The 11976-nt window shown below is 72.0% G+C and carries 12 protein-coding genes; 7 read left to right on the top strand and 5 right to left on the bottom strand.

Features of this window, described 5'->3' with window-relative positions; translation table 11 throughout:
- Positions 1-147: 147 nt before the first annotated feature.
- Positions 148-735 (top strand): TetR/AcrR family transcriptional regulator, encoded by a 588-nt coding sequence (locus tag M4J07_RS16485; RefSeq protein WP_255972538.1) that lies wholly within the window; start codon positions 148-150, stop codon positions 733-735.
- Between the two features lie 105 nt (positions 736-840).
- Complete coding sequence (locus M4J07_RS16480) at positions 841-3060, top strand: MMPL family transporter (protein WP_255972536.1); 2220 nt, start codon at positions 841-843, stop codon at positions 3058-3060.
- On the opposite strand, the gene M4J07_RS16475 is transcribed toward M4J07_RS16480, so the two are convergent.
- Entirely contained in the window at positions 3050-3409 is a 360-nt protein-coding gene (locus tag M4J07_RS16475; protein WP_255972534.1) for an SsgA family sporulation/cell division regulator, read from the bottom strand. The two genes, M4J07_RS16480 and M4J07_RS16475, sit on opposite strands and share 11 nt — an antisense overlap.
- A gap of 151 nt (positions 3410-3560) precedes the next feature.
- On the opposite strand from M4J07_RS16475, the gene M4J07_RS16470 reads away from it, so the two are divergent.
- From M4J07_RS16470 to M4J07_RS16455, 4 genes are all read left to right on the top strand, one after another.
- Positions 3561-4634 (top strand): energy-coupling factor ABC transporter permease, encoded by a 1074-nt coding sequence (locus tag M4J07_RS16470; RefSeq protein ID WP_255972533.1) that lies wholly within the window; start codon positions 3561-3563, stop codon positions 4632-4634.
- 1 nt (position 4635) lies between these two features.
- Positions 4636-5397 (top strand): cobalt ECF transporter T component CbiQ, encoded by a 762-nt coding sequence (gene cbiQ, locus M4J07_RS16465; protein WP_255972531.1) that lies wholly within the window; start codon positions 4636-4638, stop codon positions 5395-5397.
- Positions 5385-6137 carry an energy-coupling factor ABC transporter ATP-binding protein gene (locus tag M4J07_RS16460; protein WP_255972529.1) on the top strand — a complete coding sequence of 251 codons (753 nt, stop codon included), beginning with the start codon at positions 5385-5387 and terminating at the stop codon, positions 6135-6137. The genes cbiQ and M4J07_RS16460 overlap by 13 nt, the downstream gene beginning before the upstream one ends.
- A gap of 68 nt (positions 6138-6205) precedes the next feature.
- A complete protein-coding gene (locus M4J07_RS16455) occupies positions 6206-7387 on the top strand; it encodes a serine hydrolase domain-containing protein (RefSeq protein ID WP_255972528.1) in 1182 nt (393 codons plus the stop codon).
- Here the strand turns inward: M4J07_RS16455 and M4J07_RS16450 are convergent.
- Positions 7330-7917, bottom strand: coding sequence for a hypothetical protein (locus tag M4J07_RS16450; RefSeq protein ID WP_255972526.1), 588 nt, complete (start codon positions 7915-7917; stop codon positions 7330-7332). The two genes, M4J07_RS16455 and M4J07_RS16450, sit on opposite strands and share 58 nt — an antisense overlap.
- 110 nt (positions 7918-8027) lie before the next feature.
- Here M4J07_RS16450 and M4J07_RS16445 point away from each other — a divergent pair, with 110 nt between their 5' ends.
- The gene (locus M4J07_RS16445) at positions 8028-8804 is read left to right on the top strand and encodes an SDR family NAD(P)-dependent oxidoreductase (RefSeq protein WP_255972524.1); all 777 of its coding nucleotides are present in this window, start codon (positions 8028-8030) and stop codon (positions 8802-8804) included.
- A gap of 19 nt (positions 8805-8823) precedes the next feature.
- Here M4J07_RS16445 and M4J07_RS16440 read toward each other — a convergent pair whose 3' ends face one another.
- From M4J07_RS16440 to M4J07_RS16430, 3 genes are read right to left on the bottom strand one after another with little or no spacing between them, the layout of a single operon-like run.
- Positions 8824-9675, bottom strand: a complete 852-nt coding sequence (locus M4J07_RS16440; protein ID WP_255972523.1) for an EamA family transporter — start codon at positions 9673-9675, stop codon at positions 8824-8826.
- The gene (locus M4J07_RS16435; protein ID WP_255972521.1) at positions 9672-10160 is read right to left on the bottom strand and encodes a YbaK/EbsC family protein; all 489 of its coding nucleotides are present in this window, start codon (positions 10158-10160) and stop codon (positions 9672-9674) included. Before M4J07_RS16435 ends, M4J07_RS16440 begins: the two co-directional genes overlap by 4 nt.
- 50 nt (positions 10161-10210) lie before the next feature.
- Complete coding sequence (locus tag M4J07_RS16430) at positions 10211-11884, bottom strand: penicillin-binding transpeptidase domain-containing protein (RefSeq protein WP_255972520.1); 1674 nt, start codon at positions 11882-11884, stop codon at positions 10211-10213.
- Positions 11885-11976: the final 92 nt, after the last annotated feature.

Below are 11976 nucleotides of genomic sequence, written 5' to 3'. Positions count from 1 at the left end.
TCCCCATGCTTTTCCGCGCGATGGCCTCCGGCAACCTGGGCCCCTGGCGGGGCACACTGTGGTGCAGCCCACGTACGAAACGGTTTCGTTTCGATACGTGAAGGGGTAGGTTCATGGCGTAAGGACACGGAGAGGTCAGGTGAGGTCATGGTCGCCGAAGCGGCAGCGCGACGCAGCCGGATCACGCCCGAGCGCGAGGCCGAGCTGTACGGCGCCGTGCTCGATCTGCTCCGCGAGGTCGGTTACGACGCCCTGACGATGGACGCCGTGGCCGCCCGCACCCGGGCCAGCAAGGCGACGCTCTACCGCCAGTGGGGCGGCAAGGCCGAGCTGGTGGTGAAGGCGCTGCGGAACCAGAAGCCGCAGTTCGACGCGATCGACACCGGCTCGCTGCGCGGTGATCTGCATGCGATGGCCCTCCGCGAGGACGACTGTCACATGGAGCAGAACAGCGCGTTGATGCGCGGCCTGATGGTGGCCGTGCACGCCAACCCCGATCTGCTCGCGGCCTTCAAGGAGTGGATCGTCGCTCCCGAACTGTCCGGTCTCGACCGCATGCTGCAGCGAGCCGTGGACAGAGGCGAGATCCGGGCCGACAACCCGGCGCTCGACTATGTGATGCACATGCTGATCGGCGCGTTCGCCACCCGCACGCTCATCGACGAGCTGCCACCCACGCGGGCCTACCTCTCCTCGTACATCGACGCTGTGGTCCTCCCCGCCCTCAGCGCGTAACTCCCTTCCGCAGCACCCCTGCTCACCTGACGCGCACCGCTCACGTCGTCGGGCCGACACCCCCTGCCCCGATTCGCCCCACGACCTGACCGGGAGTACGCCCTCGTGGCCACGTTCCTCTACAAGCTCGGCAAACTAGCCTTTCGCCGACGGCATTTCGTCGCCCTGATCTGGGTGGCGCTGCTCACGCTCGCGGGCGTGGGCGCGGCCTCCGCGCCGACCGCCGCCTCCAGCTCCTTCTCGATCCCCGGCACCGAGGCCCAGAAGGCCTTCGACCTGCTGGACCAGCGCTTCCCCGGCTCCGCCGCCGACGGCGCCACCGCCCGTGTCGTCTTCAAGGCGCCGGCCGGCGAGAAGCTCACCGACGCCGCCAACAAGGCGGACGTCCAGGACACCGTCTCCGCGATCAAGTCGAGCTCGAAGCAGGTCGCGTCCGTCGCCGACCCGTTCGCCGCCAAGACGGTCAGCAAGGACGGCACGATCGGCTACACCTCGGCCTCGTACAAGGTCTCCTCGATGGAGCTGACCGACGACGACCGGGACGCGCTGCAGAAGGTCATCGACCAGGCCAAGGAGACCGGGCTGACCGTCGAGGTCGGCGGTGACGCGCTGCAGGCCATGCCGGAGACGGGCGCCACCGAGGTCATCGGCATCGCCGTCGCGGCCGTCGTCCTCGTCATCACCTTCGGCTCGCTGCTCGCGGCGGGGCTTCCGCTGCTCACCGCGATCATCGGCGTGGGCATCGGCGTCTCGTCGATCACGGCGCTCGCCAACGCGCTCGACCTCGGCACCACCACCTCGACCCTCGCGATGATGATCGGCCTCGCGGTCGGCATCGACTACGCGCTGTTCATCGTCTCCCGCTACCGCGCCGAGCTGGCCGAGGGCCGGGAGCGCGAGGAGGCGGCCGGGCGGGCCGTCGGCACGGCGGGCTCCGCGGTCGTGTTCGCGGGTCTGACCGTCGTCATCGCCCTCGTCGGCCTCGCCGTCGTCAACATCCCGATGCTGACCAAGATGGGCATCGCCGCGGCCGGCACCGTCGCCATCGCCGTGCTCATCGCCCTCACGCTCATCCCGGCGCTGCTCGGCTACGCGGGCAAGCGCGTCCACGGCCGCAAGGCCCGCAAGGCGCTCGACGCCCGCGACGTCACGGAGCAGGCCGAGCCCAAGGCCAACATGGGCACCCGCTGGGCCCGCTTCGTGCTGCGCCGCCCGGTCGCCGTCCTGATCGCCGGCATCGTCGGCCTCGGCGCCATGGCGATCCCGGTCGCCTCGCTCGAACTCGGCCTGCCCGACGACGGCGTCCAGCCGACCGACACCACCCAGCGCAAGGCGTACGACCTGCTCTCCGACGGCTTCGGCCCCGGCTTCAACGGGCCGCTCATGACGGTCGTCGACGCCAAGGGCGCGGACGACCCGAAGGACGCCGTCGACCGGGTCGTCACCGCGATCAAGGACACGGACGGCGTCGCCGCGGTCACCCCGGCCACGTTCAACAAGGCCGGTGACACCGCCATCGTCAGCGTCGTCTCGAAGTACAAGCCGTCCTCCGTCGAGACCGAGGACGTCGTCCACGCCATCCGTGACGAGGGCAAGGACATCAAGGCCGACACCGGCGCGGAGCTGAGCGTCACCGGCTCCACGGCGATGAACATCGACGTCTCGCAGAAGCTCAACGACGCGCTCGTGCCGTACCTGGCGCTCGTCGTGGGCCTGGCCTTCCTGCTCCTGATGGTCGTCTTCCGGTCGGTCCTGGTGCCGCTGAAGGCCGCCCTCGGCTTCCTGCTCTCGGTGCTCGCCGCGCTCGGCGCCGTCGTCGCCGTCTTCCAGTGGGGCTGGCTCGGCTCGGTCTTCGGCGTCGACCAGACGACCCCGATCATGTCGATGATGCCGATCTTCATGGTGGGCGTGGTCTTCGGTCTCGCGATGGACTACGAGGTGTTCCTCGTGACGCGGATGCGCGAGGCGTACGTGCACGGCGAGCGGCCCGCGCAGGCGATCGTCACCGGGTTCCGGCACGGGGCGCGGGTGGTCACGGCCGCGGCGATCATCATGATCGCGGTGTTCGCGGGCTTCATCGGAAGCTCCGAGCAGATGGTGAAGATGATCGGCTTCGGTCTCGCGATCGCCGTCTTCTTCGACGCGTTCGTGGTCCGCATGACGATCGTGCCCGCGGTGCTCGCACTGCTCGGCAAGAAGGCCTGGTGGCTGCCGAAGTGGCTGGACCGGGCGCTGCCCAACGTGGACGTCGAGGGCGAGGGCCTCGCCAAGGGCGCCGCCGCGGGCGAGCGGCCCGAGGAGGACCGCGAGCTCGTCAGCGCGTGATGCCCTGAGGGGTCACCGGGGCGACGGCCGTGTACGTCCGGCGCAGGAAGCGGATCAGCGCTTTCGCGTCGAACTGCACGACCGTCGCCCCGTTCGCGTGCTCGTGGAACTCGATGACCACCTGGACCCGGCCGCAGGGCCAGATCCGGACGTCGCCGGCGGTGACGGGGGCGCGCAGACCGCGCTCGAGCAGATCGCGCGGGAAGATCCACTCGCCGGAGTCGGGGAGCGTGACGTGGATCCGGCCGTCGTAGCGCAGGATCACCGGAACGGCCCGGGGTGCCTCGGGGGAGTCGGTGACGACGCGGGCGCGGGCGTACTGCTCGACGTACTGCTCGACGGCGCTCATGTCATCCAATGTCCCATATGCCCGACTGTACGGACCAGGCCTAATTGGTTCTGCGACGCTCTTGCAAGGCATTCGCAACAGGGCACTATCATCGAACGGTCAACCAGCCCGGTTGCCAGTCACCAGCAGCCCGAGCGCCGGAGAGCCCGCCATGCATGTCCCCGACGGATTCATCAACGCCCCCGTCTCGGCGGCCGCAGGTGTCGTCGCCGCGGGTGCCGTCGCCGTCAGCCTGCGCGGCGCGCGCCGCGAGCTGGACGAGCGCACGGCGCCGCTGGCCGGTCTGGTCGCGGCGTTCATCTTCGCCGTCCAGATGCTCAACTTCCCGGTGGCCGCGGGCACCAGCGGCCATCTGCTCGGCGGCGCGCTCGCCGCGATACTCGTCGGCCCCTACACAGGGGTCCTCTGTGTGTCCGTGGTCCTCCTCATGCAGGGCGTGCTCTTCGCCGACGGCGGCCTGACCGCCCTCGGCGTGAACATCACCGACATGGCGATCACCACCACCGTCGTCGCCTACCTCGTCTTCCGCGGCCTCGTGAAGGTGCTGCCGCGCAGCCGCCGCTCGATCACCGTGGCGTCCTTCGTGGCGTCCCTGCTCTCGGTCCCGGCGGCCGCGATCGTCTTCACCCTCCTTTACGCCATCGGAGGGACGACCGACGTCTCGATCGGCAAGGTCGCCACCGCCATGGTCGGCGTGCACGTCCTGATCGGCATCGGCGAGGCCGTGATCACCGCGCTCACCGTGGGCGCCGTCGTGGCCGTGCGGCCCGACCTCGTGTACGGCGCCCGGGGCCTGCAGCAGAAGCTCAAGCTGCGGGTCGGCGGGGAACTCGTCGACGCGGCCCCGGACACCCCGGCGGCGGCCCCCGTCGCAGCCCCCGTCGCGGCCCGCTCGCACCGGAAGATCTGGGTGATCGGCCTGGTCACCTCCCTCGTCCTGGCCGGCTTCGTCTCCTTCTACGCGTCCGCGAACCCGGACGGCCTGGAGAAGGTCGCCCACGACAAGGGCATCGACAGCAAGACCGAGGAGCACGCCTCCGCGGACTCCCCGCTCGCCGACTACGGCGTCAAGGACGTCACCGACGCCCGGCTCTCCGGCGGCCTCGCCGGAGTCATCGGCGTCGGCGTGACCGTCGTCGCCGGTTCGGCCGTCTTCTGGGCGCTGCGCAGGCGGCGCACCAGCGAGCCGACGTCCACCGAGATCCGCACCCAGCAGAGCGTCTGACATGGGCGCAGGTCACGCCCACCGCCTCTACCGTGCCGGGCACTCGCCCGTGCACGCGCTGCCCCCGCACACCAAGCTCGCCGCCGTCTTCTGCTTCGTGGTCGTCGTGGTCTCCACCCCGCGCGAGGCGATGTGGGCGTTCGCGCTGTACGCGGTGCTGCTCGCGGGGGTCGCGTACGCGGCCCGGGTGCCGGCCGGCTTCCTGCTCAAGCGGCTCCTGATCGAGATCCCGTTCGTCGCCTTCGCCGTCCTGATGCCATTCGTCGCGGAGGGCGAGCGGGTGCAGGTGCTCGGCATGTCGCTGAGCGAGAGCGGACTGTGGGGCGCGTGGAACGTGCTGGCCAAGGGCACCCTCGGCGTCGCCGCGTCGGTGCTGCTGGCCGCCACGACCGAGCTGCGCGCCCTGCTGCTCGGCCTCCAGCGCCTCAAGCTGCCGCCGCTGCTCGTCCAGATCGCCTCCTTCATGATCCGCTACGGCGACGTGATCACCGACGAGATGCGCCGCATGAGGATCGCCCGGGAGTCGCGCGGCTTCGAGGCGTCCGGGGTACGCCACTGGGGCGTCCTCGCCAAGTCGGCGGGGGCGCTCTTCATCCGCTCCTACGAGCGGGGGGAACGCGTGCACCTGGCCATGGTCAGCCGGGGCTACGCGGGCTCGATGCCGGTGATCGACGAGGTGAGCGCGTCCCGGGCACAGTGGTCCTACGCGCTGGCCCTGCCGGGCACGGCGCTCGTCGTATGTCTGTTGGGATGGACGCTGTGACTGCTTCTCTGGAGGTCTCCGGCCTCGCCTTCGCCTACCCGGACGGGCACCAGGCCCTCTTCGGCGTGGACCTCACCATCGGCAGGGGCGAGCGGGTCGCGCTGCTCGGCCCGAACGGCGCGGGCAAGACCACCCTCGTCCTCCACCTCAACGGCATCCTGACGGGCGGCGCCGGCACGGTCACCGTGGCCGGGCTCCCGGTGGACAAGCGGAACATGGCGGAGATCCGCCGCAAGGTCGGCATCGTCTTCCAGGACCCGGACGACCAGCTGTTCATGCCGACCGTGCGCGAGGACGTCGCGTTCGGCCCGGCGGCGGCCGGCCTGAAGGGCGCCGAACTGGAGGACCGGGTCCGCAAGGCCCTCGCCCTGGTCGGCATGGAGGAGTTCGCGGACCGGCCCCCGCACCACCTGTCGTTCGGCCAGCGCCGCCGGGTGGCGGTGGCCACGGTCCTCGCGATGGAGCCGGAGATCCTGGTCCTGGACGAGCCGTCCTCGAACCTCGACCCGGCCTCGCGCCGCGAACTGGCCGACATCCTGCGCTCGCTGGACGTCACGGTCCTGATGGTCACCCACGACCTGCCGTACGCCCTCGAACTGTGCCCGCGCTCGCTGATCCTCAGCGAGGGCGTCATCGCGGCGGACGGCCCCACCGGCGACCTCCTCACGGACGAGGACCTGATGCGCGCGCACCGCCTGGAACTGCCCTTCGGCTTCGACCCCGCGTCGGTCGCCCGGTAGCGGGTGAGCGCCCCGCCGCACGGAATCAACCGGCATCCGTGCCTGTTGCACCCACCGTGGACACCGCAGTGAACGGCACGACCGACCCCCGATTCGCAGGCGTACGCGCCGCCTTCGCCCGCAACTTCACGGAGCGGGGCGAGCGCGGTGCCGCGGTCGTCGTCTACCGGGACGGGCACCGGGTCGTCGATCTGCACGCCGGGACGCGGGACGTCGACGGCGGCCGGGACGGCACGCCGTGGACGCCCGGCACCGCCCAGCTCCTGCGGTCCGCCACCAAGGGCGTCGCCGCGGCGGTCCTGCTGCTCCTGCACCAGCGCGGCGCACTCGACCTCGACGCACCGGTGGGCGCGTACTGGCCCGAGTTCAAGGCGCACGGCAAGGAGGACGTCCGCGTCCGTGACGTGCTCGCCCACCGGGCCGGCGTGCCCGCCCTCGACCGGCCGCTGACCCCCGCCGAGGCCGCCGACCCGGACCTCGGCGCCGCGGCCGTCGCCGCCCAGGCCCCCGCCTGGGCCCCGGGCACCGACCACGGCTACCACGCCCAGACGTACAGCTGGCTCACCGGTGAACTCGTGCGCCGGACCACCGGCCGGTCGATCGGCGGCTGGGTCGCCGACGAGATCGCCGGGCCCCTCGGCGCCGACCTGTGGATCGGACTGCCGGACGAGCAGGCCCACCGGGCCGGACGCGTCGGCCCCGTCGAACCCCCGGCCGCCCCCGGCGGGCTGCGCGCCCGCCCCAAGCGCGCCCTCACCGAGGCGTACGGCGACCCCGCCTCCCTGACCAGCCGGGCCTTCGGATCGATCAGCCCGTCCCCGGACGAGAACGACCCGGCCTACCGCGCCGCCGAGCTCCCCGGCTCCAACGGCATCGGCACGGCGGACGGCCTCGCCCGCTTCTACGCCTCGCTCATCGGCGAAGTCGACGGCGGCACCCGGCTGTTCACCCCGGAGACCGCCCGGCTCGCCCGTACCGAAGCTTCCTCGGGACCCGACCGCGTCCTCGTCGTCCCGTCCCGCTTCGGCCTCGGGTACATGCTGCACGGCGTCGCCTCACCGCTGCTCGGCCCCGGCTCCTTCGGCCACCCGGGGCGCGGCGGAGCGCTCGGGTTCGCCGACCCGGAGTCCGGCATCGCGTTCGGCTACGTCACGAACGGCATGCAGAAGGGCGTCACCGCCGACCCGCGCGCTCAGGCCCTGGTCGCGGCGGTGCGATCGGCACTCGACGAGCGCGCCAGCGGGGCGTAGGCGAGCAGCAGGAACAGGGCTCCCAGCGGGATCAGGTCCTTCGTCGCGAACGGCATCAGCGCCGTCGCGAAGACCAGGCACGGCGCCCACACCGGCAGCCTGCGCAGCGCGTACAGGCGCAGGGTCAGGACGATCTGGCCGACGAAGAAGAGCATCGGCCCGACCGCGTAGAACGCGAGCTCCACGCCCGGCAGCGAGCCGAAGTCGTCGGACAGCCGGGCCATGTCGGCGTGGTCGTCGGCCAGCAGACCCGTCACGACGTCCGCCCCGAACTGCACCGTCAGCGCCACCGCGCCCACCACCCCGAGCGCCAGACCGGCCCGCGCCCACCGGTCGCGCCGCCCCGCGAGCGTCCGCATCGTGGCGAACCCCCGGACGAAGAAGACGAGTCCGGCCAGGAAGCACAGGTGCCCGGCCGTCCACGCGAGTCCGGGGCCCCGCACGTCGTCGAGCCCGTCGAGGATGCGGATCACGCCGTACGCGCCGAAGAGGACGGGAGCGACGAGGAAGTCTCTGCCTGAAGAGGTCATGCGCCGATCGTGGTCGCCGGAGCGCTCCCACTCGACCCGGGAGGACCCTGGTCGAACCCCCAGCGCACCCTGAGGGGTCCGTCGGGGATGCCCCGGGTAGCGTCCCGGGCATGACACGCTTCGAAGGACACGGAGTACTGGTCACCGCCGCGGGCCGCGGCATCGGCGCCGCCGTCGCCCGCCGGCTGGCCGAGGAGGGCGGCCGGGTCCTGGTGACCGACATCGACCTCGCGGCCGCCGAGAAGGTCGCCGCGGAGATCCGTGAACAGGGCGGTGAAGCGCGGGAGTTCCGCTGTGACGTCGGCGACCGGGCGTCCGTCGAGGCCGCGGTGGCGCACGCCGTCGACACCTTCGACCGCCTCGACGTCCTCGTCAACAACGCCTACTCCTGCCACCCCGACGCCCCGCTCTTCGAGGACGAGGACGACGAGGTCTGGGCCCGCGACCTCGACCTCACGCTCACCGGCGCCTACCGGTGCAGCCGCGCCGCCCTGCCGCACCTCGCGGCGTCCGGGCGGGGCGCCGTCGTCAACATCGGGTCCGTCAACGGGATCCAGGACTTCGGCAACCACGCCTACAGCGCCGCGAAGGCCGGCCTGATCTCGCTGACCCGCACGCTCGCCGGGCACGCGGGCCCGCGCGGCGTCCGGGTCAACCTCGTCGCCCCCGGCACGGTCCGCACCGGCGTCTGGGCCGACCAGGGCCGGAACCCGGATTCCGTGGCGCGGCTGTACCCGCTCGGCCGGGTCGGTGAGCCGGAGGACATCGCCGCGGCGGTGGCGTTCCTCGCGTCGCGGGACGCGGCGTGGGTGACCGGCACCGTGCTGCCGGTGGACGGCGGCGTGACCGCCGTCAACGTCGGCTTCAAGACCAACCCTCCGAGCTGAGGGGCCGGCCCCGCCCTCGTCAGCTCGCGTGCAGCATCAGTCCGATGCCGGCCACCATCACCCCGGCCGCGACGATCCGCGGCAGGCCGAACCGCTCCTTGAAGAACACCGCCCCGATCGCCGCGCCCACGATGATCGACGACTCCCTGAGCGCGGAGATCGGGGCCAGCTCCGCCCGGGTCTGCGCCCACAGGACGAGCCCGTACGCCGCCATGGACAGCGCCGCGCCGAGCAGCCCGATCGCCGCGAACGGCCGCAGCCGCGCGCCGAGTTCACCGCGCCAGCGCCACCACGCGTAGGCGGGCACGGCGATGCCCTCCAGGATCATCAGCCAGACGATGTAGCCGAGGGAGGAGCCCGACGCGCGGACGCCGACGCCGTCGACGACGGTGTACGCCGCGATGGACAGGCCCGTCGCCAGCGCCGCGCCGAGCGCCGTCCAGTCGGGCCGCCGCCCCGTCCCCCGCAGCCCCCACACGGCGAGGCCCGTCAGGCCCGCGCAGGAGACCGCGACGCCCGCCGCCTGCCAGCCGTCGGGCACCTCGCCCACGAACGCGGCGGCGAGCACCGTCACCACGAGCGGCGCGGTGCCGCGCGCGATCGGATACGCCTGGCCGAAGTCGCCCAGCTTGAACGACGCCATGAGCAGCACGTAGTACACGATGTGGATCAGGGCCGAGACGATCAGGTACGGCCAGGCCGCCCCGTCCGGCACCGGCACGAACGGCGCCATGAGCAGGCCGATCAGCGTGGCCCCGCCGCCGATCAGCGTGAAGCCGACCAGCTTGTCCGTGATGTGGTGGGCCAGCGCGTTCCACGACGCGTGGGTGACGGCGGCGAGCAGGACGGCCGTGGTGACCAGCGGTGTCACTCGCGCACGTCCACGAGCGCGGCGCCCGCGTGCGTGACCAGCTCCTTGGGCTCCATCGGGAAGACGGCGTACGGGGTGCCCGCCGCCGCCCACACCACGTCGTGCGCGAGCAGCGAACGGTCCGCCAGGACCCGGGTCGTGGTGCGGTGCCCGAACGGCGGGACGCCGCCGATCGCGTACCCGGTGAAGTCCCGGACCACGTCCGCCTTCGCCCGGGTCACCTTCTCCGCGCCCAGCTCCCGCCGCACGAGCTCCACGTCGACGCGCGAGGAACCGTCCATCAGGACGAGCACCGGCACCCCGTCCGCCGCGAAGATCAGCGACTTGCAGATCTGGCTCAGCTCGCAGCCGATCGCGTCGGCCGCCTCCTGCGCGGTGCGGGTCGAATCGGGGAAACGGCGTACGCGCGGCAGGAGTTCGGCCAGACCCATGGCGGTCACGGCCTCGGCGAAACGGGGAGGAGCTGCGCTGTCTGATGAGGTCATGGACGGCACGCTAATGGTCGCTGTACCGCCCACGCGACCCCGTATCGGCGTCAGCCCCCGGCCAGCAGCATCTGCCGGACGACCGGGCCCGCCGAGTCACCGCCGTGCCCGCCCTGCTGCACCACGGCCGCCGCCGCGAGATCACCGCGGTACGCCGTGAACCAGCCGTTGGGCTCCTTCTGCCCGTCGACCTCCGCGGAACCGGTCTTCGCCCCCATGTCGGAACCGAGCCCCGACATCGGCTTGACCGCCGTGCCCGCCACCGCCGTGTAGTGCATCAGCTCGCGCAGCTGAGCCGCCGTCCCCGCGGACATCGCGCGCGACGCCTTCGCGAGGGTGCGGTGGTCGAAGTCCGGCGGGACGAGGTAGGGCTGGTGGAAGCTGCCCGACTTCACGGTCGCGGCGACCGACGCCATGTTCAGCGGGTTCATCCGCACGCCGCCCTGCCCGATCAGCGAGGCCGCCATCTGCGCCTCCGACTGCACCGGCACCGCGCCGTCGAAACTCGGCACCCCGATCGACCAGTTGTCGAGCCCGAGCCCGAAGACCTGCTGGGCCTGCTTGGTCAGCGAGTCGTTCTCCAGCTTCGGGGCCTGGCTGATGAAGGCCGTGTTGCAGGACGCCGCGAAGCTCGCCTTGAACGTGCCCTTCTTGATCTCGAACTTGTCGTCGTTCTGGAACTTCCAGTGCCCGTACGTGAAGTACTTCGGGCACGGGTGCTGCTTGTCGACGCCCGCGAGGTCCTTCTCAAGCAGCAGCGACGACGTGATGACCTTCATCGTGGAGCCGGGCGCGAGGGAGCCCTGGAAGGCCGTGTTGAACCCGGGCGAGGAGTTGGCGACCGCCAGGATCTCCCCGGTCGACGGCCGGACCACGACGACCGCGGCCCGCTTGCGCGAGGCGACCTGCTTCTCGGCCTCGGCCTGCAGCGTCGGACTGAGCGTCGTCTTCACGGTGCCCGGAGTGCCCTCGGAGAGGGTGAGCAGCGTCTTGTCCGGGACGGCGTTCTTCTCGCCCTTGCCCGAGGCCTCCTTGCGCACGATCCGCAGCTCCACGCCGGCCGTGCCGCCCGCCTTCTTGCCGTACTTCTCGCGCAGGCCGTCGACGACCGCGCCGAGCGACGGATACGTCTTCGCGGACAGCTCGCCGCCGTTGCGGTCCACGGCCTTGACCGGCGGATCGCCGGCCTCACCGGTGACCAGCCGGTCGCCGTCCTTCAACTCCGGGTGCACGACGGAGGGTTGCCAGCCGATGAGCACCTTGCCGTCGGCCTTGCGGCGCACGGCCGTGACCGAGGAGTCGTACGCGAACGGCTTCTTCGTCTTCTCGTACGTGACCGTGGACGTGACGTGGAAGGGGACCTCGGCGCCCGACCGCCGGCCGGGCGTGAGCTTCACGTCGGTGAGGTGGGCGTCCTTCGACAGTCCGGCGAGCGCCTGCTGGGCGGCGGCCGCGTCGTCCGTGTACCCGGCGGCCTTCGCGGCGTCACCGGACTGCCAGGCGGTCAGGAACCGGTCGGCCGCCGTGCGCACCTCGGCGGCGGACGGCGGGCCCGTCTTCACCTTCGGCTTGGCGTCGGCCGCCGCGGAGGACGATGTTCCGCTGTCCATCAGGGCGTACGCCCCGACTCCGGCCCCGATGACGGCGACGACGGAGACGCCTCCGATCACCAGGGCGTTCGTGTTGCGGCGCGCCGGGACGCGACGCTTGCCTCTGCTGCCCAACGTGTCCTCCGGAGTCGATACGGGTGGCCCAGGGTACGGGGTGGCTCAGGGCCCACCCGCCGTAGGACAGAACGAGGCAGACGGGGTGCCGG

The organism is Streptomyces longispororuber, assembly GCF_024448165.1.
GTDB lineage: Bacteria > Actinomycetota > Actinomycetes > Streptomycetales > Streptomycetaceae > Streptomyces > Streptomyces longispororuber_A.
This window is presented reverse-complemented; position numbering and strand designations above follow the sequence as displayed.

Coding starts and splice junctions, on each gene's coding strand:
- M4J07_RS16485 (WP_255972538.1), top strand. CDS start 148: ATGGTCGCCGAAGCGGCAGCGCGACGCAGCCGGATCACGCCCGAGCGC.
- M4J07_RS16475 (WP_255972534.1), bottom strand. CDS start 3,409: ATGAGCGCCGTCGAGCAGTACGTCGAGCAGTACGCCCGCGCCCGCGTC.
- M4J07_RS16470 (WP_255972533.1), top strand. CDS start 3,561: ATGCATGTCCCCGACGGATTCATCAACGCCCCCGTCTCGGCGGCCGCA.
- cbiQ (WP_255972531.1), top strand. CDS start 4,636: ATGGGCGCAGGTCACGCCCACCGCCTCTACCGTGCCGGGCACTCGCCC.
- M4J07_RS16460 (WP_255972529.1), top strand. CDS start 5,385: ATGGACGCTGTGACTGCTTCTCTGGAGGTCTCCGGCCTCGCCTTCGCC.
- M4J07_RS16450 (WP_255972526.1), bottom strand. CDS start 7,917: ATGACCTCTTCAGGCAGAGACTTCCTCGTCGCTCCCGTCCTCTTCGGC.
- M4J07_RS16445 (WP_255972524.1), top strand. CDS start 8,028: ATGACACGCTTCGAAGGACACGGAGTACTGGTCACCGCCGCGGGCCGC.
- M4J07_RS16435 (WP_255972521.1), bottom strand. CDS start 10,160: ATGACCTCATCAGACAGCGCAGCTCCTCCCCGTTTCGCCGAGGCCGTG.